Annotated in this window: 22 protein-coding genes and 1 pseudogene; 14 read left to right on the top strand and 9 right to left on the bottom strand. The window is 66.4% G+C overall.

The genetic code is table 11. The features are described 5' to 3' along the window. Nucleotides 1-25: 25 nt before the first annotated feature. The 5 genes and pseudogenes from nirB to cutA form a co-directional block, all read left to right on the top strand. Complete coding sequence (gene nirB / locus OG874_RS27075; protein WP_330249940.1) at nt 26-2,575, top strand: nitrite reductase large subunit NirB; 2,550 nt, start codon at nt 26-28, stop codon at nt 2,573-2,575. Nucleotides 2,576-2,639: 64 nt separating this feature from the next. Continuing rightward, nucleotides 2,640-3,047, top strand: coding sequence for a nitrite reductase small subunit NirD (gene nirD / locus OG874_RS27070; RefSeq protein ID WP_330249939.1), 408 nt, complete (start codon nt 2,640-2,642; stop codon nt 3,045-3,047). Beyond that, nucleotides 3,044-4,273 (top strand): uroporphyrinogen-III synthase, encoded by a 1,230-nt coding sequence (locus OG874_RS27065; protein ID WP_330249938.1) that lies wholly within the window; start codon nt 3,044-3,046, stop codon nt 4,271-4,273. Before nirD ends, OG874_RS27065 begins: the two co-directional genes overlap by 4 nt. Continuing rightward, nucleotides 4,270-5,109, top strand: a complete 840-nt coding sequence (locus OG874_RS27060; RefSeq protein WP_330249937.1) for a sirohydrochlorin chelatase — start codon at nt 4,270-4,272, stop codon at nt 5,107-5,109. The genes OG874_RS27065 and OG874_RS27060 overlap by 4 nt, the downstream gene beginning before the upstream one ends. A gap of 186 nt (nt 5,110-5,295) precedes the next feature. Further along, nucleotides 5,296-5,526 (top strand): annotated as a pseudogene (cutA, locus tag OG874_RS44880) (divalent cation tolerance protein CutA); the annotation flags it as partial. An 899-nt stretch (nt 5,527-6,425) separates the two neighbouring features. Here the strand turns inward: cutA and OG874_RS27055 are convergent. Next, nucleotides 6,426-6,548, bottom strand: a complete 123-nt coding sequence (locus tag OG874_RS27055; protein WP_330249936.1) for a hypothetical protein — start codon at nt 6,546-6,548, stop codon at nt 6,426-6,428. Nucleotides 6,549-6,610: 62 nt separating this feature from the next. On the opposite strand from OG874_RS27055, the gene OG874_RS27050 reads away from it, so the two are divergent. Both OG874_RS27050 and OG874_RS27045 read left to right on the top strand, forming a co-directional pair. Beyond that, on the top strand, nt 6,611-6,874 hold the full coding sequence (locus tag OG874_RS27050) for a type II toxin-antitoxin system Phd/YefM family antitoxin (protein WP_330249935.1): 264 nt from the start codon (nt 6,611-6,613) through the stop codon (nt 6,872-6,874). Beyond that, nucleotides 6,865-7,272, top strand: coding sequence for a type II toxin-antitoxin system VapC family toxin (locus OG874_RS27045; RefSeq protein ID WP_330249934.1), 408 nt, complete (start codon nt 6,865-6,867; stop codon nt 7,270-7,272). Before OG874_RS27050 ends, OG874_RS27045 begins: the two co-directional genes overlap by 10 nt. 30 nt (nt 7,273-7,302) lie before the next feature. Here OG874_RS27045 and OG874_RS27040 read toward each other — a convergent pair whose 3' ends face one another. Further along, nucleotides 7,303-8,253 (bottom strand): GlxA family transcriptional regulator, encoded by a 951-nt coding sequence (locus OG874_RS27040; RefSeq protein WP_330249933.1) that lies wholly within the window; start codon nt 8,251-8,253, stop codon nt 7,303-7,305. A gap of 129 nt (nt 8,254-8,382) precedes the next feature. On the opposite strand from OG874_RS27040, the gene OG874_RS27035 reads away from it, so the two are divergent. The 3 genes from OG874_RS27035 (at nt 8,383) to OG874_RS27025 (ending at nt 10,903) form a co-directional block, all read left to right on the top strand. Continuing rightward, entirely contained in the window at nt 8,383-9,294 is a 912-nt protein-coding gene (locus OG874_RS27035) for an NAD-dependent epimerase (RefSeq protein WP_330249932.1), read from the top strand. Between the two features lie 220 nt (nt 9,295-9,514). Next, nucleotides 9,515-10,501, top strand: a complete 987-nt coding sequence (locus OG874_RS27030; RefSeq protein ID WP_330249931.1) for an alpha/beta hydrolase — start codon at nt 9,515-9,517, stop codon at nt 10,499-10,501. 60 nt (nt 10,502-10,561) lie between these two features. Further along, nucleotides 10,562-10,903, top strand: a complete 342-nt coding sequence (locus OG874_RS27025) for a TfoX/Sxy family protein (protein WP_330249930.1) — start codon at nt 10,562-10,564, stop codon at nt 10,901-10,903. 7 nt (nt 10,904-10,910) lie between these two features. On the opposite strand, the gene OG874_RS27020 is transcribed toward OG874_RS27025, so the two are convergent. Continuing rightward, nucleotides 10,911-12,611, bottom strand: coding sequence for a metallophosphoesterase (locus tag OG874_RS27020; protein WP_330249929.1), 1,701 nt, complete (start codon nt 12,609-12,611; stop codon nt 10,911-10,913). 116 nt (nt 12,612-12,727) lie between these two features. Between OG874_RS27020 and OG874_RS27015 the strand changes: the two genes are divergently transcribed. The 3 genes from OG874_RS27015 (at nt 12,728) to OG874_RS27005 (ending at nt 14,260) form a co-directional block, all read left to right on the top strand. After that, on the top strand, nt 12,728-13,177 hold the full coding sequence (locus tag OG874_RS27015; RefSeq protein ID WP_330249928.1) for a cupin domain-containing protein: 450 nt from the start codon (nt 12,728-12,730) through the stop codon (nt 13,175-13,177). Between the two features lie 108 nt (nt 13,178-13,285). Continuing rightward, entirely contained in the window at nt 13,286-13,702 is a 417-nt protein-coding gene (locus tag OG874_RS27010; protein WP_330249927.1) for a pyridoxamine 5'-phosphate oxidase family protein, read from the top strand. 105 nt (nt 13,703-13,807) lie between these two features. After that, on the top strand, nt 13,808-14,260 hold the full coding sequence (locus OG874_RS27005) for a VOC family protein (RefSeq protein WP_330249926.1): 453 nt from the start codon (nt 13,808-13,810) through the stop codon (nt 14,258-14,260). Nucleotides 14,261-14,394: 134 nt separating this feature from the next. On the opposite strand, the gene narI is transcribed toward OG874_RS27005, so the two are convergent. The 4 genes from narI to OG874_RS26985 all read right to left on the bottom strand — a co-directional run bounded on the left by narI (nt 14,395) and on the right by OG874_RS26985 (nt 21,404). Then, the gene (narI, locus tag OG874_RS27000) at nt 14,395-15,135 is read right to left on the bottom strand and encodes a respiratory nitrate reductase subunit gamma (RefSeq protein WP_330249925.1); all 741 of its coding nucleotides are present in this window, start codon (nt 15,133-15,135) and stop codon (nt 14,395-14,397) included. Then, complete coding sequence (narJ, locus tag OG874_RS26995) at nt 15,132-15,812, bottom strand: nitrate reductase molybdenum cofactor assembly chaperone (RefSeq protein ID WP_330249924.1); 681 nt, start codon at nt 15,810-15,812, stop codon at nt 15,132-15,134. Before narJ ends, narI begins: the two co-directional genes overlap by 4 nt. Before the next feature lie 28 nt (nt 15,813-15,840). Then, a complete protein-coding gene (gene narH / locus OG874_RS26990; RefSeq protein WP_330249923.1) occupies nt 15,841-17,559 on the bottom strand; it encodes a nitrate reductase subunit beta in 1,719 nt (572 codons plus the stop codon). A gap of 65 nt (nt 17,560-17,624) precedes the next feature. Continuing rightward, the gene (locus OG874_RS26985; protein ID WP_442943115.1) at nt 17,625-21,404 is read right to left on the bottom strand and encodes a nitrate reductase subunit alpha; all 3,780 of its coding nucleotides are present in this window, start codon (nt 21,402-21,404) and stop codon (nt 17,625-17,627) included. 437 nt (nt 21,405-21,841) lie between these two features. Here OG874_RS26985 and OG874_RS26980 point away from each other — a divergent pair, with 437 nt between their 5' ends. Next, nucleotides 21,842-21,991 (top strand): hypothetical protein, encoded by a 150-nt coding sequence (locus tag OG874_RS26980; RefSeq protein WP_330249922.1) that lies wholly within the window; start codon nt 21,842-21,844, stop codon nt 21,989-21,991. Here the strand turns inward: OG874_RS26980 and mtnC are convergent. Continuing rightward, nucleotides 21,965-22,648: an acireductone synthase gene (gene mtnC, locus OG874_RS26975; RefSeq protein ID WP_330249921.1), complete on the bottom strand. Its 684-nt coding sequence runs from the start codon at nt 22,646-22,648 to the stop codon at nt 21,965-21,967. The genes OG874_RS26980 and mtnC overlap by 27 nt on opposite strands. Beyond that, nucleotides 22,645-23,220: a 1,2-dihydroxy-3-keto-5-methylthiopentene dioxygenase gene (locus tag OG874_RS26970; protein WP_330257427.1), complete on the bottom strand. Its 576-nt coding sequence runs from the start codon at nt 23,218-23,220 to the stop codon at nt 22,645-22,647. Before OG874_RS26970 ends, mtnC begins: the two co-directional genes overlap by 4 nt. Between the last annotated feature and the right edge of the window lie 57 nt (nt 23,221-23,277).

The raw sequence follows: 23,277 nt of genomic DNA, 5'->3' as shown, positions 1-23,277 counted from the left end.
GCCGAACCATCAACGGAGGACAGTCATGAACTCGACAGTCGACCCCACCCACCGCAAGACCGCCGTGGTCGTCGGCCACGGCATGGTCGGACACCGGTTCGTGGAGGCGCTGCGGTCCCGGGACGAGGCCGGTCAGTGGCAGGTGGTCATCCTCAGCGAGGAGCAGCTGCCCGCCTACGACCGGGTCGGACTCTCGTCGTACGTCGGCACCTGGGATGCGGGCGCGCTCGCGCTGCCCGGTAACGAGTACGCCGGTGACGAACTGGTCGAGCTGCGGCTCGGCCAGGCCGCGCAGACCATCGACCGGGAGGCCCGCAAGGTCACCACGTCGGCGGGGGACACCATCGCCTACGACGCGCTGGTGCTGGCGACCGGGTCGTACCCCTTCGTGCCGCCGGTTCCCGGGCATGATCTGCCGGAGTGCTTCGTCTACCGGACCATCGACGACCTGGACAGCATCCGGGCGGCGGCCGAGGCGGCCGGGCCCGGCGCGGCCGGTGTGGTCGTCGGCGGTGGTCTGCTCGGCCTGGAGGCGGCCAACGCGCTGCGACTGCTCGGCATGACACCGCATGTGGTGGAGTACAACGCCCGCCTGATGCCCGCCCAGATCGACGAGGGCGGTGGCGCGATCCTGGAGAAGCTGGTCACCGACCTCGGACTGCAGGTGCACACCGGTGTCGGCACCGCGTCGATCGAGACCGTCGCGGATACGAAAACATCTGAGCGCCTGCGGATTACGCTGTCCGATGAGTCGGTGATCGAGGCCGGTCTGGTGGTCTTCTCCGCCGGTGTCCGCCCGCGCGACCAGATTGCCCGCGACAGCGGCATCGAGGTCGGCCCGCGCGGTGGCATCATCACCGACCTAGGCCTGCGGACCTCCGATCCGAATATCTTCGCGATCGGCGAATGCGCCGCCGTCGAGGGCACCTGCTACGGCCTGGTCGCACCCGGCTACACCACCGCCGAGATCGTCGCGGACCGATTGCTCGGTGGCGCGGGCGAATTCCCGGGCGCGGATATGTCGACCAAGCTCAAGCTGCTCGGTGTCGATGTGGCCAGCTTCGGTGACGCACACGGCACCACCGAGGGCGCGCTGTCGGTGGTGCTGCACGATGCGGCCAAGGGCACCTACGCGAAACTCGTTGTCTCCGATGACGCGCAGATCCTGCTCGGCGGCATCCTGGTCGGCGACGCGACCGCGTATTCGGCGCTGCGTCCGCTGGTCGGACGTCCGCTGCCCGCCGAACCCGCCGCGCTGATCTCCCCGGCCGGCGCCGAACTCGGCGCCGACTCGCTACCCGATGACGCCCAGATCTGTTCCTGCAACAACGTTTCCAAGGGTGCGATCTGCGGGGCCATCGCGGACGGCGCCTGCGATGTCCCGGGCATCAAGAAGTGCACCTCCGCCGGAACATCCTGCGGCGGTTGCGTTCCCATGCTCAAGAAGCTGTTGGAACAGTCCGGCGTCGAGATGTCCAAGGCGCTCTGCGAGCACTTCGCCCAGTCGCGCGCCGAGCTGTTCCAGATCGTCCAGGCCACCGGTATCCGCACGTTCTCCGGCCTGATCGCCAAGCACGGCCAGGGCACCGGCTGCGATATCTGCAAGCCGACGGTCGCCTCCATCCTGGCCTCGACCTCGAGCGAGCACATCCTCGACGGCGAGCAGGCCGCGCTGCAGGACACCAACGACCACTTCCTGGCCAATATGCAGAAGAACGGCACCTACTCGGTGGTGCCGCGGATGCCCGGCGGTGAGGTCACCCCCGATCAGCTGATCACCATCGGCCAGATCGCCAAGGAATTCGACCTATATGTCAAGGTCACCGGTGGTCAGCGCATCGATCTGTTCGGCGCGCGCGTCGAACAGTTGCCGCTGATCTGGAAGCGCCTGGTCGATGTCGGCATGGAATCCGGGCACGCCTACGGCAAGTCGCTGCGGACCGTGAAGAGCTGCGTCGGATCCACCTGGTGCCGGTACGGCCAGCAGGATTCGGTCGGCATGGCCGTGCTGCTCGAGAAGCGATACCGCGGACTGCGTTCGCCGCACAAGCTGAAGCTGGCCGTCTCCGGTTGCGCCCGCGAATGCGCCGAGGCGCGCGGCAAGGACGTCGGCGTCATCGCCACCGAGCACGGCTGGAACCTGTACGTCGGCGGTAACGGCGGTCTCGTGCCGAAGCACGCGGTGCTGCTGGCCGGTGATCTCGACGACGAGACGCTGATCCGCTACATCGACCGGTACCTGATGTTCTACGTCCGCACCGCCGACCGGCTGCAGCGCACCGCGCCCTGGCAGGAGGCCCTCGAGGGCGGCATCGATTACCTCAAGCAGGTCATCTGCGAGGACAGCCTCGGCATCGCCGAGGATCTGGAGGCGGCCATGGCCCAGCATGTCGCGGGCTACCGCGACGAGTGGGCCGCGGTGCTCGACGACGAGGAGAAGCTTTCGCGCTTCGTGTCGTTTGTCAATGCCCCGGAGGAGTCCGATCCGACCATTTCGTTCGACGAAACCGGCGAACGGAAGGTGCCGGTGTTGCTCGGGATGCCGGAAGTCCCGGTCGCCACACGCGGGCAATAGCCGCTTAACCCCCAAGAAACAGGGCGCCGGTACCAATGGGTAAGGCGTTTGGAGGATGACACCGATGACCGTGATCGATACCCCCGGCATCGCCGCAGCTACCACCATTGGGTGGACGCAGGCGTGCCGACTCGACTACCTGATCCCCGGCCGCGGCGTTGCGGTGTTGCTGAAAGGTGGCCGTCAGGCCGCCCTGTTCGTATTGCCCGACGGGATGCTCTACGCCGTGGGCAATATTGATCCGTTCGGCCGCGCGGCCGTGATGTCGCGCGGGATCGTCGGTGATCGCGGCGGCATTCCCGTCGTGGCGTCGCCGCTGCTGAAGCAGGCGTTCTCGTTGCTGGACGGACGTTGCCTGGATGATGATTCGGCAGCGCTGCCGGTATACGCGGTGCGTGTCGACGACGGCATCGTTTCGGTTTCCAATGAGCCGGTCGCGGCCGAGCTCGCCACGGACGGTGGATCGGCATGACGACAATCGATACGGGCGCCTGTCTGGCCGGTTTCACGGTCGGGGTCACGGCGGCCAGGCGGGCCGACGAGTTCGCCACGCTGCTCAGGCGCCGGGGCGCCGGTATCGTCTCGGCCCCGGCCATTCGGATCATCCCGCTGGCCGACGACAACGAGCTGGAGCGGGTGACCCGCGAGATCGTCGCGGATCCGCCGCAGCTCGTGGTCGCCACCACCGGCATCGGCTTCCGCGGCTGGATGGAGGCGGCCGAGGGCTGGGGCATCGCCGAAGACCTGCGGGTGACCCTGGCCGAGACCAGGATGCTGGCGCGCGGGCCGAAGGCCAAGGGCGCCATTCGCGCCGCCGAACTGCGCGAGGAATGGTCCCCGGCGTCGGAATCCTCCGCCGAGGTGCTCGACCATCTGCTCGCCGAGGGCGTGGAGGGCGTGCGGATCGCGGTCCAATTGCACGGTGCGACAACGGAATGGGAACCGGTTCCCGATTTCTGTGAGGTATTGCGTTGTGCGGGCGCCGATGTCATTCCGGTGCCGGTGTATCGCTGGGTGCCGCCGGATGATCAGGGGCCGATGGATCAGCTCATCGAGGCCATCGTCACCTCCAGCCTGGACTGTGTGACCTTCACCAGCGCGCCCGCCGTGGCGTCACTGTTGATGCGCGCCAAGGAAACCGGGCTGTTGGAAGGTGTGCTGCACGCTCTGCGCGGCCGGGTGCTGCCCGCTTGCGTCGGACCGATCACCGCGGCTCCGCTGGAGGAGCTGGGGGTGGCTACGTCGATGCCGGGTCGGGCCCGGCTCGGTGCGCTGGCGCGGCACGTCGCCGAGGAATTGCCGAGGCGCGCCAATCGAATTCAGGCCGCCGGGCATGCGATCAGCGTGCGTGGGGCCTGTGTGGTGGTCGACGGTTCGGTGCGGCAGCTCGCGCCGGCGCCAATGGCGTTGATGCGCTCGCTGGCACGTCAGCCGGGGCGGGTGGTATCTCGCGAGGATCTGCTCGCGGCGCTGCCCGGCGGCGGTGACGACACCCACGCCGTGGAGACCGCGATCGCGCGGCTGCGCGCCGGGCTCGGCACGCCGAAAGCCATTCAGACCGTGGTCAAACGGGGTTACCGACTGGCGCTGGACGCCGCGGAATGCGCCGATGACTATCCGCGTACCGTTGCGCCGGCATCCGGCATCGGTACTCCGGCGCGCGCGCCGAGGTATGTGCAGACTGCGGGGAGCTGGTGACGGCTCCGGCCCTGGTCCTGGTGGCACACGGCACCAGGAGCACCCGGGGTGTGCAGATGATCGCCGCGCTGGCCGAGGCGGTGGCACGGGAGCTCGGCGCCGCGTTTTCGGGGCGCGACGCCGATATCTCCGCCGTATCGGCTCAGGTTAGCGACTGTAGCGGCGTCGTTCGCGAGCCGGAGAGTACCGGGCAGCCTTGGGTGCGTACGGCTTTCGTGGACGTGCTCGGTCCGTCGCCGTCGGAGGTGCTGCGCGATCTGACCGACGCCGCAGGCGAATCCATTCCCGCCGTGGTGGTTCCGGCATTCCTCGCGTCCGGATACCACGTGTACCAGGATGTGCCGCGCGAGGTGGCCGCAAGCGGACATCCCTCGGTCGCGGTGACGCCCGCGATGGGACCGGACCCTGCGCTGACCCGAATCATGGCCATGCGCCTACGTGCCGCCGGATGGCGACGGGGTGACGCGGTGATCTTCGCAGCCGCTGGATCCTCGGATGCCCGTGCCCGCCAGGACGTTCGGCGCGCGGCGGCCATGCTGGCCGAGCGCCTGGATACACCGGTCCGAATCGGCTACGTCGCCACCGGAGCGCCGCGTATCTCGGAAGTTGTTGCCGCACTACGTGAGTCAGGCGAAAAACGCGTCTTCATCGCTTCGTACCTGCTCGCACACGGACTGTTCCAACAGCGCCTGCACGAAGCGGGTGCGGACGGTGTGGCCGAACCGATCGGCGTGCATCCCGCAGTCGTCCGCCTGATCGCCGATCGCTACCGCACCGCCGTCCGCGATCTAGCGCCCAAGGCACAGATTCTGTCGTCATCGCCCTCTACTTCGTAGCAACCTGCCGCCGAGGCTTTTTATGCACTGCGGCCGATCGCCGCAGTCTTGGAAATGAGATGAGCGCGCGTCCTAGTGTGGCTGCATGACAACGGCACAGGTATAGTCCGCTTTCTCCACAACACCAACCGAAAGTGACGCTCGGTCATCGCGCGGACTGCCGTCGCCGAGTGACTCGCGGCCGGTGCCGAGATCACCGGCCCAGCGGCATCGGTCTTCTGGCACCTCGGCAAACTCGGCGGAGGCAATGAATGGCGGGTCAGGCTCCGCGCCTCAGCAGCTGTTCGTGACCGACTTGCAGCTCGTGTTGCCGAGTTGCATCCGTGGGACAGCCCGGAAGTGACCGCAACCCCGGTCGAATGGTGCATCGACACCTACACCGAATGGATCGAACGCTCCACAACTGATCGGGAATAGGCAACGAATGCAGAGTCATTCACCGAGAATGCGCACCTGGGCGGTCGGTGTCTAGACGGCGACGCCGACGCGCTCACAAAGCTGCCGGACGTAGTCTCGCATTCCCGGCGGAGGGCGTTTTGCCAAGGCGTGCAACATCTCGCGGGCATGTCCGTTGTATCGGATCGTTTCGGATGCGGTGCGCTCCGACTTGTCGAGTAGTGCAAGGGCGGCGGTCGTGTTCGAATTGCACACCGCCCGAATGTATGTCGCTCCATCGGTGCGGGCGCTGCTCGCGGTCTTCCCACGAGGACACTCGCTAGAAACTCGACCGTGCCCCCTTCGATAGTCGTCCGATATTTCTGGGTGCGGACGGCTCGCTGATGCAGGTTGACGAGGACTGATGGGTCTCCGAATCAGACGCCGACCTGGACAAAGCCGACGCCCTCACGATCACGCCTGTCAGCGTTGTCGACAACGAAGTGAACTGATCACGCCATGAGAGTACTGGGCGATATCGGCTGCTCAGGCAGGAAGAATGGGGGCAATCCATTGCGCTACAACATTTCTCGACTGTCCGTCACCGTGGCCGCGCTCCGCGCTGCTGATCTCCGGCACAAGCGGGGCTGTCGTGAACGCCAGTCTCGGCGGGCTGTGGGTCGCAGAGGCGAAGAAGCAACTTTGTGATATTGGGTTCACCTTCTCCAAGCCGACGATCGTACGGCCCGAGATCCACGGCGATGGGTGGGCGAAGTGTGATCCGCCTCCTGATGGTGGCGACCTCGCTCTGACTGATACAAAGGCCATCGCTCGAACCTCACGACGACTAAGGTCCGCGACGTAGACGACGCGCTCGGGCCCTTTCGCTCGTCATCCAGCGTTCGCCGGGATGATGAGGTTGGGTGTGAAGGTCAGGCGGCTCAGTGCGGGTTGCGGGTGAAGGAAGCGCGGTAAGCGCTCGGGGGTAGGCCGACGTGGCAGATCATGTGCTGGCGCAGGGATTCCGCGCTGCCGATGCCGCTGTGTCTGGCTACTTGGTCCATGGGTAGTAAGGTGGATTCGAGTAAGCCGTAGCACACCGTAGCAAAAACGCTACACTGAATTCATGTCTCATCCTGAGCGGGTTTCGGTGCGTGAACTGCGCAATCACGTCAGTGAGGTGCTGCGGCGAGTCGAGGCGGGTGAGACCCTCGAAGTCACCGTGAACGAGCGTCCGGTCGCCCTGTTGGTGCCTCGCCGCGAGCGGCCAGCCACTGTGGCGACGCGGGCATTCTTCGCTGATCTGCCGCTCGCCGATCCCGGCCTGCGTGATCAGCTTGCGGATGAGTTGACCGAGACCACGGACGACACCGTAGGTCCGTGGCGGTGAGCGAGCGTATGAGCATCGGCCTGCTCGATACATCGGTATTTATCGCGCGCGAAAGCAACCGGCGCATCGACATCGACCTGCTTCCGGAGGAATCGGCGGTCAGCGTGGTCACCTTCGCTGAATTGCGGTGGGGTGTGCTGATGTCCGTCGATGACGAGTCCCGTTCCCACAGGCTGGATACGCTGATGGCAGCGCAACGCTTGCAACCGATTCCCATCGATGAGCGTGTGGTGGCGGCGTGGGCGCTGCTGCGACAGCGGCTGAAGGCGGCCGGGACGAAGATGGAGATCAACGATTCGTGGATTGCGGCGACTGCGATGGCACACGGATGGCCGGTAGCCACTCAGGACACCGGGTTTCCTTCCGTCGTGCCGGAGTTGACTGTTATTCAGGTGTAGCCGGGCCGCCCCGAGGTTTGCTCAGGCGGCTCAGTGCGGGTTGCGGGTGAAGGAGGCGCGGTAGGCGCTCGGGGGTAGGCCGACGTGGCGGATCATGTGCTGGCGCAGGGATTCCGCGGAGCCGATGCCGCTGTGGCGGGCCACCTGGTCCATCGGCAGGGTGGTGGATTCGAGGAGTTCGCGGGCGCGCTGAATGCGTTGGTGCAGTAGCCATTTCTGGGGGCTGAGGCCGGTTTCCTCGTGGAAGCGGCGGGTGAGGGTGCGCACGCTGGTGCGGGCGTGGGTGGCCAGATCGCCCAGGGATAGGGGAGTGTCGAGGCGTTCCAGGGCCCAGGTGCGGGTGGCCGAGAGCGTCAGCCCGTTCTCGGGCGGCAGTGGTGAGTCGACGAATTGGGCTTGGCCGCCGGGGCGTACCGGGGTTACGACGGCGGCGCGGGCCGCGGCATTGGCAATGGTTGCGCCGTAGTCGGTGCGAATCAGGTGCAGGCACAGGTCGATTCCGGCGGCGGCACCGGCGGCGGTGGTTACCGGTCCGTCCTCGATGAACAGTGCGTCGGTGCGCACTGTCACCTCCGGGAACATCTCGGCGAGTTCGTCTGCCAGTCCCCAGTGCGTGGTCGCGGTGCGACCGGATAGCAGCCCGGCCTGGGCCAATACGAATGCGCCGCTGCAGATCGAGGTGACGCGCTTGCCTTGATCGACGGCTCGGCGCAGTGCGGCGATAGTGGCCGCATCGGCGGTGCCTCGACTGCCGGTGCTCGGCACTATGACGGTATCCGCCTCGTCGAGCGCATCCAGTCCGCGCGGCACCACGACATCGAAGCCGCCCAGCGCACCGGGAACAACGCCGGGTTCGGCGGTGCACACCACCATCCGGTAACACGGCTCACCGTCCACCGTCACCGTGCCGAGCATGGTCCCGGGCATGGCGAGTTCGAAGGGCTTCACCGGCGCGACGGCGACAACGGCCACAGTCTTCATGGCTTGATCCTTGGGATAGATGGCTAACCGGCCACTAGTGTAGCGCCCGCCCGCCCGGCAATGTTGATGGCACGCGATCGGCAACAACCTCCGATCGTCTGGATTACCTTGTCTCAGAAGGGAACTCGCATGCCTTCGCATGTCATCGTCGGCCGGGGCGGCACCGCCTCGGCAACCGCTGTCCTGCTGGCCGAATCCGGCGATCAGGTCCGGATGATCAGCCGCAGCGGCGCGGGTCCGGTGCACCCGAATATCGAGCGGATCGCCGCCGATGCCGTCGACGCGCCCGCGCTCACCGAACTTGTCGAGGGCGCCGACACCATCTTCAATGCGGCCATGCCCGCCTATCACACCTGGCCGGAGGCGGTGCCGCCATTGTTCGGGGCGATACTGTCGGCCGCGGCGCAGTCCGGCGCGAACTACGTGATGCTCGGCAACCTGTACGGCTACGGCCCGGTGGACGGGTTGCTCACCGCGGACACCCCGTTGGCGGCCACCGGCCCCAAGGGGCGGGTGCGCGCGCAGATGTGGCTCGATGCCAAGGCCGCGCACGACGCGGGCCGGGTGCGTGTCACCGAAGTCAGGGCCGGCCAGTTCCTCGGTGCCGGTGCGATATCGATGTTCTCGCTGCTGGTGCAGCCGAAAGTCGTTGCGGGCCAACTCGCTCTGGTCCCGCAGGATCTCGACCTGCCGCATGCCTACACCGCGATCGGCGACGCGGCCGCCGCATTGGTCGCGCTCGCCCGTGCCGAAAACGCCTGGGGACGAGCCTGGCTCGCCCCGACGATCACCAGCACACTGCGCGAGGCCGCCGAGCGATTCGCCACCGTGGCCGACGCGCCGGCGCCACGCCTCGACGTGATGACCGACCGTGAGTTGACCCTGCTCGGCCTCACCGATCCGTTCTGGGCCGAGTTGTTCGAGACCCAGCACATGTCGCACCGGAAGTTCACCGTCGACGATTCGGCGACCCGGGAGACCTTCGGCCTATCGGCCAGTGCGCTCGACGATGTGTTCGCGGAGGTGATTTCGTCGTCCTGAGTGCCAGGCGTGCACATGTCGTCAAGGCCGAACACCCGCCCACCGCAGCGGCCGCGAATTTGCCGATACCGTGCCCGATCAGCCACGACGGTTTGATCGCCCGCCGAACACGCCTGTCGAATCCCCAGGGCGCACGCTGGCTCGTGATAGGAATCCACCCATGTACCGGCTCGTGCCCCCGCCTCGCTCGGCTACCTCACGCTCGCTGGGCGTTGTGCCGATGGTTCGCTCGCTGCGCTCCCTCACCCGATGCCTGGTTTTACTGCTCGCGGTCTGCGCCGCGATCATCCCCATCACCGCCGCAGCCGATCCCGGCTCCCGGATCCTCGACGTTCGGCCGCTGGGCGGGCGGCAGTTCGAGGTCGTGGTTCATTCGGCGGCGATGAATCGGCCCATCACGCTGTGGATGTCGCATCCCGGCTCCGGTGCGCCCGCGCTCTATCTGCTCAATGCGGTCGACGGCGGCGAGGAGGGCGGGCCGTGGATGCGGCGCACCGATATCGCGGACTTCTTCGCCGATAAGCCGGTCAATGTGATCGTGCCGATCGGTGGGCGCGCGAGTTACTACACCGATTGGCTGAGCGACGATCCGGTCCTCGGCCGCAACAAGTGGACGACCTTCCTGACCAAGGAACTGCCGCCGCTGCTGGAATCACGTTTCGGCATGACCGGGCGCAATGCCATTGCGGGCCTGTCGATGTCGGCGACCTCGGCACTGAATCTGGCGATCGGCGCGCCCGGTCTCTATCAGGCGGTGGGCGCCTACAGCGGCTGTCCACGCACCAGCGACGCCGCGGCCAACGCCTACATGCACTCCCAGCTGGCGGTCTTCGGCGCGAACGCCGACAACATGTGGGGCGCCCCGGACAACCCGGCCTGGGCCGAGCACGATCCGATGCTGCACGTGGACCGTTTGCGGGGTGTGGCGCTCTACATCTCGGCGGGCAACGGCGCACCGGGCCGGTACGAGGCCCTCGGCGAAACCGGCATCGACGGCAACCCGGTCCGCCTGCTCGACCGCATGCTGGTCGGCGGCATCATGGAGACCGTCATCGGCGGCTGCACCCGGCCCTTCGTCGAACGACTGGCCGCCGCCGGCATCCCCGCCACCGTGAATCTCCGCCCGGCGGGCACCCACGCCTGGGCCTACTGGCAGGACGACGTCCACCAGTCCTGGCCGCTGTTCGCCGCCGCCCTCGGCGTGTAGGCGCTTGGGCGCAGGCGAGGTTCGCCACGAACTTGTCGGTGTTCAGGTCGACAATGCGGTATGGCATATGACACGGAGCTCGCCGATCGGATCCGGGAGCTGATCGAGCCCGAACCCGGCGTGGTCGAAAAGAAGATGTTCGGCGGTCTGGCCTTCCTGATCGGCGGCAATATGGCAGTCGCAGCGAGCCGCACGGGCGGATTGCTGGCCCGCGTCGATCCGGACGAGAGCGATGCGCTGCTCGCCCGGGACTATGTCGAGGTGATGGTGATGGGCGGTCGGCAGATGAACAACTGGCTGCGCGTCGAGGGCGAAGCGATCGCCGAGGATGCGGCGCTGCACGAGTGGATCGATCGTTGCGTGACCTACGCGCGCTCGCTCCCGCCGAAGCACGAGAAGTAGCCGGTGCTCAGCGGGCGAGACGGCGGAACGTGAGTTTGTCGAATTCCCGGCCGTATTCGTCCACCGCGACCACATCCATTTCGCTGGCGAAGATGCCGGGGCGGACATCGACGCGCAGGAACGAGTAGTTGCGGAACCGCACGCGCGACCAGGGGGCGGCCTCATCCTGCTTGCCGCCGGAGGAGGTCCACACATAGCTGTTCGGGACCGTGGTGTCCGGTAATTCGCGGCCGCGGAACGACTCCTGCGATCCGGGCTGGAAATCGTAGCGGGGCCGGCCACCGCCGCCGACGGTGTAGTAGACGGTGCCGTCGGTCGCCGGGTACACGATCGAATTGTCACCGGCGACCTTGGTCGCGGCGCCCGCGCGGATCGGATCGGTGCGTTCGAAGACGTGATTGTGGCCTTGCAGCACCAGATCCACCTGATACCTGTCGAACAGTTCCGCCCAGGCATCGCGCACGCCGCCGTCGCTGGCGTGCGCGTCGGTGGTCGAGTACGCACAGTGGTGGAAGAAGCACACCAGGAAGTCGATATCCGGATCGGCGCGATAGGCGGCGAGCGCCCGTTCCACCCAACTCGTCTGTGCCCCACCGGAATACCCGGTATTGGCCTTGATCTCATAGCTGACGTCATTGGCATCGAGCGAGAGCACCGCGACATTGCCGTAGGTGAACGAGTACGCCGAGGGGCAGCCCGCGGGGCCGTTGCCGGGAAAGTCCAGCCGTGCCTGATGCCCGCCGTAGCCGTGCTGGCCGTAGGTGGCTTCCATATCGTGGTTGCCGGTGGCGAACATCCAGGGTGTCTGGGCGGCGCTGAGCTCGATGGCGCCGAAATAGACGTCCCAGACGTAGGGGTTGTACTTGTCGAAGCCGGTCGCCAGCGTCGCGTCGTGTGCGACGAATTCGTTCGGCTTGCCCGCGCCGGACGGGTCGGCGTAGGCGATATCACCGGCGAGAATGTGGAAATCCGGTTTGGCGGCGGCGATTTGGCGCAGCACGTTGGTCGCGTGCGGTGCGGTCGGATCGTTGTCGGGCTTGTAGTACTTGTCGTCGTAGTCGCCGGGGACTGTGCCCTGCGGCTGCGCCGGGGTGTCGTCGGTGCCCTGGTCGCCCATCATGGTGAAGCGGAACGGCAGGATCGAGGTGCGCGCGCTGGGCATCGCGGGTGCGGCGTTGCGGATATCGCCGGTGAACCCGTCGGAAGTGCGCCACCGGTAGAAATGCGGCAGTCGACCGGGCAGGCCGTCGACGGGGGCGTGCACGTAGAACTGTTCGGCCGCGAGGACTCCGCCGTCGGCGACGGGCACCTGGGTCAGCAGATTGCGCACCTCGGCCTCGATGGTTGCGCCCAGTGCGGGCGTCGGACCGTGATCGAGGAAGACCTTCGTACCCGCCGGTGGACGGGAGAGTTGACCAGCGAAGCGCAGCTGACTGGTCGCATTCGGCCCGTACGCGACGTGCCGACCTCCGACCGCGAGCTGAGTGTCCTCGGCATAGGCGCGCCTGCCGAAGGGGGAGGTGCCAACGGCCGCGGCCGCCGCGGCCGCCGCCGCACCGCGCAGGACATTGCGCCGGGACACCGCGTGGCGGCGTAGATAGTTCCGGTGCCACTCATGCTGTTCGGCCATCGTCATCTGAGCGGACAGGGCGGCGGGAATCCCGGTATCCGGTAGATCGCCCGCAGGGTTCAACGGCTTCGACGGCATGGCATCAAATGCTGTACGCCCGTGGCGGATCAGGCAACTCGGCAACGCGATTCGAGGGCGAACATTTCATGAACTCTGCCCTTTTCCGCCGCCGACATCCTGGTTAGGCTGCCGCGATGACGCCATTTACGCGCGGGGCCGCCGCGGTGCTCGTGGTGGGCGGTTCGGTCTTCGGCGCGGCAACCGCCAACGCCACCCCCGGTACCGACATCACCGCCGTCACCCTCGCCCAGGCCCAGATCCCCGCTGGACTGCTGCCCTTCGTCGCGGGCACCGATCTCGTCGTCCGCGAAATCACTATCGCTCCAGGCGGTTCCACCGGCTGGCATTACCACGACGGCCCCGTCTTCGGCTTCGTCCGCTCCGGCACCCTCACCCACCCCGGCCCGGACTGCGTCGCCCCCGTCTACCGCACCGGCGATTTCATCTACGAGCCCGAGGGCTCCTGGAACGTCCACATCGGCCGCAACCTCGGCCCCGATCCCCTCATTCTCGACGTCGTGTACGCCCCACCCACCGGCCTGCCACTGTTCGAAGACGCCGACGCCCCCGAGTGCGCGAGCTGATTCGGCTCGCCGCCCACACAATCCCACCAGCCCATCCCCGATCGGTCCGACACGCGCCGCACCCCTCGAGGTAGAATCGAACATCAGTTCGAACCGAAGGGTTGGCGGATGCGGACGTTACGTCCGGCCGAGATCGCCGGATTGCTGGCCAGCGACACCGTCGCGCACTTGGCGACGATCGACGCTGCCGGATATCCGCATGTCACGCCGATCTGGTTTCTGTGGGAACACCGTGCGTTTCGATTGACCAGTTGGGCCGGGCGGCCGCATCTGCGGCGGATTCGGGCCAATCCGCGGGTTGGGCTGGTCATCGATCGGGAGGCCGGCGTGCGCGCTGACGGGCAGCGGCCGAATCGGCAGGTTCGGGTCATGGGCGATGCCGAGCTGGCCATCGACCCGGACGGTGTATGGACCCAGCGGATTTGGGAGAAGTACGGTAGCGGGGTAGCCCTCGGTGCGCCGGATCGCGTGCGTGTTCTCATCACGATCACCCCGGATCGCTTCGTGGCCTTGGCGAGCGTCTGACGCCTTCTCGAAAAAAATCTGAAGAATTCGCGCAGATGTGTCGGAGGCGTCCGATCGGCTCCGACCTAGGGGTGAGAGCAGGTCATCCAACCCAAGGAGCCCACCATGTCGGTCAACACTTTCCTCTGGTTCGACAGCGACGCCGAGGAAGCCGCCAACCGCTACACCGCCCTGATCCCCAACTCACGCGTCGTCGAGATCAATCGCCACCCCGACGGCTCGGCCTTCATCGTCACCATCGAACTCGACGGCCACCCCTACACCCTGATGAACGGCGGCCCCGGCCACCCCTTCACCGACGCCGCCTCGATCCAGGTCATCGTCGACACCCAAACCGAGGTCGACCAGCTCTGGGACGCCCTCGTCGACGGCGGCGAACCCGGCCCCTGCGGCTGGCTCACCGACCGCCACGGTCTCTCCTGGCAGGTCGTCCCCGCCCCCCTCCTCCCCCTGTTGAACAGCGAAAACCCCACCAAAGCCGCCGCTGTAGCCACCACCCTCCGCACCATGTCCAAACTCGACCTCAAATCCCTCCAGGACGCCTACGACCAAGCCTGACTCGGATATCCGATCACCGTGCCCTGATGTAGGCAAACGTCGCTCCCGCATCAGCGCATTCTCGAGAAATGACACAGCCCCGCCTCCGAGGGCGGGGCTGTGGGGCTTCGGGTGAGAGGACCCGAACTCGGTGGTCAGCGCCAGGTTTCGGGCGTGACGGGGGCTTCCCAGGCGCGCGCGTAGCGGCGTTTGTCGGGGGCGTTGGATTCTTTGGCGCGGTAGACGATGTAGGGGCGGGTCAGGTAGCCGATGGGGGCGCTGAACATATGGACCAGGCGGGTGTAGGGCCAGAGTGCGATCAGGGTGAGGACGACGAGGCCGTGGACTTGGAAGGTCCAGGGGGTGCCGACCATCAGGTCCGGTTGGGGGTGGAGGGTGAAAAGGCTACGGAACCAAGGGGATACGGTTTCGCGGTAGTTGTAGGTGCCCCAGAGCAGGTTGCTGCCCCAGGTGTTGAGCAGGCCGGTGATCAAGGCGGCGGCCAGCAGTACGTACATGAGCAGGTCGTTGCGGGTGGTGGCCTTGCGGACGGCGGGGACGGTGACGCGGCGGTAGAGCAGGATGCCGACGCCGAGGATGACCGCGAGTCCGGCGACCGAACCCGCCGCGACCGCGACCAGGTGGTAGGTGTGCTCGGAGATGCCGACGGCATCGGTCCACGATTCCGGGATGAGTACGCCGAGGACATGGCCGCCGATGACGCCGAGCATGCCGAAGTGGAACAGCGGGCTGCCCAGGCGCAGCAGGCGGCTCTCGTAGATCTGGGATGACCTTGTGGTCCAGCCGAATTGGTCGTTGCGGTAGCGCCAGAGGTGGCCGAGCAGGAACGAGGTGAAGGCCACGTACGGCAGGGTCATCCAGCAGGTGGTGGTCATCGGCGGGCTTCCGATCCGTCGAGGAGGGCGGGATCCATGGTGAAGGGGTCGAGGCCGACCTCCTCATCGGGCGGTCCCTGCGCGGCGAGTTCGGCGATCCGGCGGCGGTCGGCGGTGGTCAGCGGGGGCAGGGTGGCGACCACGGCGGCCAGTACCCCGGAGTACGGGGAACCGTTGTCGGCCAACGAAAGTCGCAGCAGTTCGATGACCGGAAGGTGCTCCCCGAGCAGTCGTTCACCACCGATCGGGTCGACCGTGGCGGCGAATTCCAGCAGCACCGGCAGGTGGTCGGGCAACTCCTCGTCGCCGAGTTCGACTCCGGCGTGGCGGTAGGCATGTTTGAAACGCAGCAGTGCCATACCGCGCTTGCGGGTGTCGCCGTAGGCGTAGAACGTCAGATGCATGCTGGAACGCCGTCGCATATCGAAGGTTTCGACGTACTGCTGGGCCAGCGTGATCGGCGGGGTGGCGCGCAGATGGTGCACGAATTCCAGCAGGTGCGCACCCACCTCGTCCGGCAATTGCGTTGCGGCATCATCGATCTGGTCGACGGTCGCCAGCATCTGCTCGCTCGGATAGTCGAGCAGCAGGGCGGCTATCCGCCACACCAGACGGCAATCCCGCTCGGATACCCGAGCGACGGGCTCCGGCCTGCGGCGCACCTTCAGCAGTGCCATCACTCGCCTCCCAGCGGACTGGCGGCGTTCACTGGGTTGCTCCGGTCGGCGTCGGTGTTGCCGAACCGTTCGTCACCGCTGTCGAACCATTCGTGACCGCACCGTTTTTCGCCGAACCATTGGTCCCGTTCGAGCCGTGCCCATTGCCATTGGTGGCGGCGGGCAGCAAACCTTCGGTACTGCGCCCGTCCCAGTTCAACAGGTTGACCCGCGTCGACTTCTCCTCCGGCGCGGCATCATTGGCATCGGTGAGATGAAACTTCTCGACCATCGTGTCGAATGCCGTCATACCGGGTCCGCCATCGGTATCGAGGCTGCACCCGGTGGCGAGCGAATCTAGTTCGTGCGCCTGGGAAGTCGCGCCTTGCGGAATCACGTACCGGTGTTCGTATTTCGCGATGGCGAGCAGCCGGTACATCGCCTCGATCTCCTCGGGCTCCAATCGCACCGACGGCGCGATCGAAGGATCCGGCTCGATACCGAGATTCACCGACCGCATGAACGACCGCATCGCCGCCAGTCGTTGTAGTGACGCGCGCACTGGTCCGATCTCACCGGCGGTGAACAGTTCGGCCAGGTACTCGATCGGAATGCGCAGTGCGTCGATCGCGCCGAACAGATTCGCGGCGTCCTCCGCGTCGTGCCCGGTCTCGGAGAGCACATCGACCACCGGCGACAGCGGCGGCACGTACCAAACCATCGGCATGGTGCGGTATTCCGGATGCAGCGGCAGCGCGATCTGGTAGTCGACGATCAGCTTGTAGACCGGCGAATTCTGCGCGGCCTCGATCCATTCCGGCGAGATCCCGGCCCGCTCGGCCTCCGCGATCACCCGCGGATCATGCGGATTGAGGAACACCCCGAGCTGGGAGGGGTACAGATCCTTGGTGTCGGTGACCGAGGCCGCCGCCTGTACGGCATCCGCGTCGTACAGCATGACGCCGATGTAGCGCAGCCGCCCGACGCAGGTCTCCGAACAGACCGTCGGGATGCCGACCTCCACGCGCGGATAGCAGAACGTGCACTTCTCCGCCTTACCCGTCTTGTGGTTGAAGTAGATCTTCTTGTACGGGCAGCCGCTCACGCATTGCCGCCAGCCGCGGCATTTGTCCTGGTCGACGAGCACGATGCCGTCCTCGGACCGCTTGTAGATCGCACCCGATGGGCACGACGCGACGCACGACGGGTTGAGGCAGTGCTCGCAGATCCGCGGCAGGTAGAACATGAAGGTCTGTTCGAACTCCAGCTTCACCTGATCGGAGAGTTTGGCCAGCACCGGATCCTTGCCGACCTGCTCGGGCCCGGAACCGAGGTCGTCGTCCCAGTTGGCGCCCCAGGTGATCTTCGTATCCTGGCCGGTGATCAATGATTTCGGCCGGGCGACCGGGCTGGTGTCCATCGCGGGGGCGGACAGCAGGTTGTCGTAGTCGTAGCTCCACGGCTCGTAGTAGTCCGAGATCGTCGGCAGGTCGGGATTGGCGAAGATATTGAGTAGCCGCTTCAGCCGCGAACCGGACTTCAGGGTCAGCTTGCCGCGCTTGTTCAGCCGCCAGCCACCCTTCCACTTCTCCTGGTCCTGGTACTGCCGCGGATAGCCTTGTCCGGGACGGGTTTCCACGTTGTTGAACCACATGTACTCGGTGCCACCGCGGTTGGTCCACGCCTGCTTGCAGGTGACGCTGCAGGTGTGGCAGCCGATACACTTGTCCAGGTTCATCACCATGGCCATCTGTGCCATGACACGCATGTCAGTACTCCACTTCCTGCGAGCGCCGACCAAACGGCACGGTGTTACTTCGTCGCGCCCTCACGTCAGTACTCCACTTCTTGCGAGCGCCGACGAATCGTCGTCACTTCGTCGCGCTGATTTCCGGTGGGCCCGTGGTAGTTCAGTGCGAAGGACTGCTGCGCGTAGCCGCCGATGAGATGCGACGGCTTGATCATGATGCGGGTAAGCGCGTTGTGGATACCGCCGCGCTTACCCTTGCCGGGCTGCTTATCCGGTGCGCCCCAATCGAATCCGCCGGGCGCGCCCTCGATACGCGGCACATCCACCGCCCGGTCCTGGGCGTGGTACATGAACACCGTGCCCTCGGGCATCCGGTGGCTGACGATGGCGCGTGCGACGACGACACCGTTGCGGTTGACCGCCTCGATCCAATCGTTGTCCGCCACACCGATCTTCGCGGCGTCCCTATCCGACATCCAGATCGACTGTCCACCACGCGAGAGCGTCAACATGTGCAGGTTGTCCTGGTAGGCCGAGTGGATCGACCATTTCGAATGCGGGGTCAGGTACCGAACGGTGACGCCGTTGTCACCGACGGACCCCACCCCTGGCTCACTGAACAGCGCGCTCATATCGAGCGGCGGCCGGAAGATCGGCAGCTGCTCGCCGAGTTCGGCCATCCAGTCGTGATCGAGGTAGAAGTGCTGGCGCCCGGTTAGGGTGTGCCAGGGCTTGAGTCGCTCGGTATTGATGGTGAACGGCGAATACCGCCGCCCGCCGGTCTCGCTGCCCGACCATTCCGGTGAGGTGATCACCGGTACCGGCCGGGCCTGGGTGTCGGCGAAGGTGATGCGCTTGCCCTCGTGCTCGGCGGCCAGATCGGCGAGTTTGGTGCCGGTGCGCCGTTCCAGCGCCTCGAAGCCCTGGACCGCGAGCCTGCCGTTGGTGGTGCCCGACAGCGCGAGGATCGCCTCGGCCGCATGGGTGTCCTTGGCCAGCGACGGACGTCCCTGTGCCACGCCGGAAACCACGGTGCCGTTCACCCCGGCGAGATAGGCCACCTCTTGGTCGGGATGGGTGGTGACGCCCTTGGTGGTGACGCCGAGCGTCTCGATCAGCGGTCCGAGCGCGGCCATCTTCTCCGCGAGCTTGGGGTAGTCCCGCTCCACCACGACCAGCTTCGGCATGGTCTTGCCCGGAATCGGTTCGCACTCACCGGCTTTCCAGTCGAGCACCCGGCCGCCCGCCTGCGCCAGCGCATCGGGCGAATCATGTTGCAGCGGTACGGCAACGATGTCCTTGCGCTTGCCGAGATGCTTCTCGGCCATCCAGGAGAACCCGCGCGCGATCCGGTGGAATGCCTCGAAGTCGGTCTTGGCCTCCCACGGCGGGGAGATGGCGGGCGAGAAGGCGTGCACGAACGGGTGCATATCGGTGGAGGACAGATCGTGCTTCTCGTACCAGGTGGCGGCGGGCAGCACGATATCGGAGAACAGCGTGGTGCTGGTCATCCGGAAGTCCAGTGACAGCAGCAGATCCAGCTTCCCGGTCGGCGCGTCCTCGCGCCAGACCAGCTCCTGCGGCCGCACACCCGCGACATCGGTGGTCTGCAGATTGGAGTCCGCGCCGAGCAGATGTTTGTGGAAGTACTCGTTGCCCTTACCGGAGGAGCCGAGCAGATTGGCCCGCCACACGGTCAGGCAGCGCGGAAAGTTCTCCGGCGCATCGGGATCCTCACAGGCGAAACGCAGGTCCCCGGACTTCAACCCGTCCACGACATGCTCGGGTGCGCTCTTGCCCGCCTGCTCGGCCTCGTCCGCCAGATCCAGCGGATTGCGGTCGAAGGTCGGATAACTCGGCATCCAGCCGAGGCGACTGGCCAGCGCGATATTGTCGGCCGCGGTGCGCCCCGTGAAGTTCCCGTTGCCCAGGGGGGAAGCGAAGGACTGCGCGGTGAACGGGTCGTAACGCCACTGGTCGTTGCTGAGGTACCAGAACACGGTGCCCTGCATCTGGCGCGGCGGGCGCTGCCAGTCCAACCCGAAAGCCAGTGTCGACCAACCGGTTACCGGTCGGCACTTCTCCTGGCCCACGTAATGCGCCCAGCCGCCGCCGTTCACGCCTTGGCAGCCGGTGAGCAGGGTCAGGGTGAAGAAGGAGCGGTAGATCTGGTCGGAGTGGAACCAGTGGTTGGTGCCCGCGCCCATCAGGATCATCGACCGGCCACCGGATTTATCGGCGTTATCGGCGAATTCGCGCGCGATCCGTCGCGCCTGCACGGCGGGTACGCCGGTAATGGTCTCCTGCCAGGCCGGGGTGTAGGGCTCGGACGCGTCGTCGTAGCCGGTCGGCCAGTTCCCGGGCAGCCCGTCGCGGCCCACGCCGTACTGTGCGAGCAGCAGGTCGAAGACCGTGGTGACCCGTTTGCCCGCGATGGTGATGGTCGGTACACCGCGCACCAGCACGCCCGCGGCATCGGTGTCGAATCGCGGCAGCTGCACCGCGACCGGGCGTTGGTCGGCCCGATCGTGCAGCGTCAGTAGGGGATCGACGCCCTCGAGGTCCAGATTCCACTTGCCCGCGTCGCCCGCGGTGAAGCGGTGTCCGAGAGAACCGTTGGGCACCACCGGATTACCCGCGGCATCGAGCAGCACCATCTTGTGCTCGGCGGTCTCGTCGGTGTGGCCGAGGTCGGCGGCGGTGAGGAATTTGCCGGGCAGCGCACCGTCGTGGTGGTACTGGCCGTTGGCGTCCCAGCCCTGCGGATCGTCGAGGCACACCAGGAACGGCAGGTCGGTGTAGCGCTTGACGTAGTCGAGGAACCGGGGTGTGGCGCGGTCGACGAAGAATTCCTTCAGGATCACGTGGCCCATCGACATGGCAAGGGCCGCATCGGTTCCCGGTCGCGCCGGCACCCATTCATCGGCGAATTTGGTGTTGTCCGCGTAGTCGGGGGACACCACGACGACCTTCTGGCCGCGGTACCGCGCCTCGGTCATGTAGTGCGCGTCCGGGGTTCGGGTCACCGGGACGTTCGAGCCCCACATGATGAGGTAGCTCGCGTCGAACCAGTCGGCCGACTCCGGCACATCGGTCTGATCGCCGAAGACCTGCGGTGAGGCCACCGGCAGGTCGGCGTACCAGTCGTAGAACGACAGCATCGAGCCGCCGAGCAGCGAAATGAACCGTGCCCCAACGGCATGGCTGACCATCGACATGGCTGGGATCGGCGAGAATCCGGCCACCCGGTCGGGCCCGTACTTCTTGATCGTGTGCACGTGTGCGGCGGCGGCGATCTCGGCGGCCTCCCACCACTCCGCGCGCACGAACCCGCCTTTGCCGCGAGAAGACTTGTAGCGCTCGGCCTTCGCCGGATCTTCGACAATCGATTCCCAGGCCAGCACCGGGTCCTTGAGCCGCTCCTTCGCCTCCCGGTACAGCTCGAGCAGCACGCCGCGCACATACGGATAACGCACCCGCGCAGGGGAGTAGGTGTACCAGGAGAACGACGCACCGCGCGGGCATCCGCGCGGCTCGTATTCGGGCTTGTCCGCGCCGACCGAGGGATAGTCCGTCTGCTGGGACTCCCAGGTGATCACGCCGTCCTTGACGTAGATCTTCCAGGAGCACGAGCCGGTGCAGTTGACCCCGTGCGTGGATCGCACCACCTTGTCGTGCGACCAGCGATCCCGGTAGAACTCGTCGGCGCTGCGCCCGCCGACCTGATGCAGGCTGCGCTGATCCGCCGAAACCTCGCCTCGGTGGAAGTATTTCCCGAGGCGCAGCAGTGCGTCGCCCGGGTCGGTGGATTGCTGATCGGCCGAATCGGAGGACGCGGAAGCCTGAGTGCGCGAATTAACCACGGCGCCCCCTTCGAGTTGAGAAATCGGGCTATTGCCCCGACTGTAAGGAGGTCACGACGCACGTCCAAACGATCCTCTCACAGCGCGCGCGGGCCCATTGTGCGTTGTGAGGTCGCCGCAACGTGACGGTCACCGCGCGATTGCCGCGAAACGATGTGGACATCGATGTGACCAGGGCGGATCTGTTCTGACCGGCCGAAATGCACCTCCGAGGAGGTGTTTCGGGGACTTGCCGGTGATACTTTGGAAACCGCTGGTTCTCGGGTGCTTTACATTTGTTAACACTTCGGCCGCGGTCGTTCGCCGCCGATTCTCCGCCCGTTCGCGGTGCTGGAACGGACCCGCGTGACACGATTTCTGGGCCCGCCGACCCGTTCGCTATTAATTTGCCGCCCGGTTCGGGTTGCAGCCGCAAGCGCCCGATTATTCTTCAGTTCATGCAGCGATTCGAAGCGACCATCGAGTCCGGCGCCGGCGGCGGCGCTTATGTCGCGGTGCCCGCGGAGATCATCGCGGCGCTCAGGGGCGGAGGCCGGATACCGGACCGGCAAGCGAATATCTCAGGGCAGCGTCAGCTCGGCAAATGACGCGATCCAACGGTGCGGCGGCCGTGCGGGATTGGGTTCGCCGGGCCGGTGGACACCGGTGACGGACCACCCCGCCGTGACCGCGGCGTCGAGTTCGTCCGGATGGTCGGACAGGAACAGGATGCGGTCGGTGGGCGTGCCGATCGCGCTCGCGATCTTCTCGTACGACGCGGGTTCGCGTTTCGGGCCTGCACTCGACAGATCGAAGTAGCCGCTGATGAGCGAGGCCAATTCGCCTCCGCGGGCGTAGGTGAACCAATCCTGTTGGTTGCGTACCGATCCCGAGGAGTAGATGTAGAGGGTCAACCCCGCCGCATGCCAGGCGGTGAGCGCGGGCGCGACATCCGGGAAGAATTCGCCGTGCAGTGCGCCGTTGTGGAAGCCCTCGGCGCAGATGATGCCCTGGGCGGCCTTGAGTGGCTCGGCCTTCACATCGGCACCGAGCCAGTCACGCAGGATCGCCGCGATCTCGTCGGTGTCTGCGTCGGGGCGCGCGGCGAGCTCCCGGGTGGCCGCGATGATGGGAGCGGCCGCGTCCGTACGGTTTTCGGCCAGCCATTCGGGCAGGCGCGCGCGGGTGTAGCCGTACAGGTCCTCGCGCACCGCGCTGGTCGGGCTGGTGGTGCCCTCGATATCGATGACGACGGCGGCGATCACGGTGCCGTCAGCAGTTGGTCGAGGGTCGGGAAACCTTCGCTGATGTGGTCACCGGTGAAATCGCCGACCCACCCGTCCGCCTCCTCGAAGAAGCGGATGGCGATGAAGTCGGGGCGGGTGCCCATATCGAACCAGTGCAGCGTGCCCGCGGGCACCGAGAGCAGATCGCCGCCTTCGCACACCGCCGCCACGACCTCGTCACCGAGATGCAGGTAGAAGCAGCCGCGCCCGGCCGCGAAGAACCGCACCTCGTCCTCGGCGTGCCGATGCTCGTTGAGAAACTTCTCCCGCGCGCCCTTGGCGATCTGCGGCCACTCCGGATTCGCGTCGTCCGGGTGGATGCGGGCGATATCGATATGCTGGTAGCGGCCAGAGGCATTGAGTTCGGCTACCCGGTCGGCGTATTCGGCCAGCAGCTCGTCCGAGCCCGTCTCGGCCGCGTTGTCCAGCACCGGCCAGTGGTCGAAAGTGATTCCGCGGGCGGCTAATTCGGCACCGATCACCGCATCGTCAGTGGTGCGCAGCAGCACCTTGTCGGCGTTGTCGGCGGCCATGATCTGCAACAGCGTCATCGGGTGTTTGGCGCGGATACTCCCTCGTTCACGAGCGAGAGGAAGCGCCATCCTCCT

The organism is Nocardia sp. NBC_00565, from assembly GCF_036345915.1.
Taxonomy (GTDB): Bacteria; Actinomycetota; Actinomycetes; order Mycobacteriales; family Mycobacteriaceae; genus Nocardia.
Note: the sequence above shows the minus strand (reverse complement) of the source record. Positions and strands in the feature narration are given on the sequence as shown.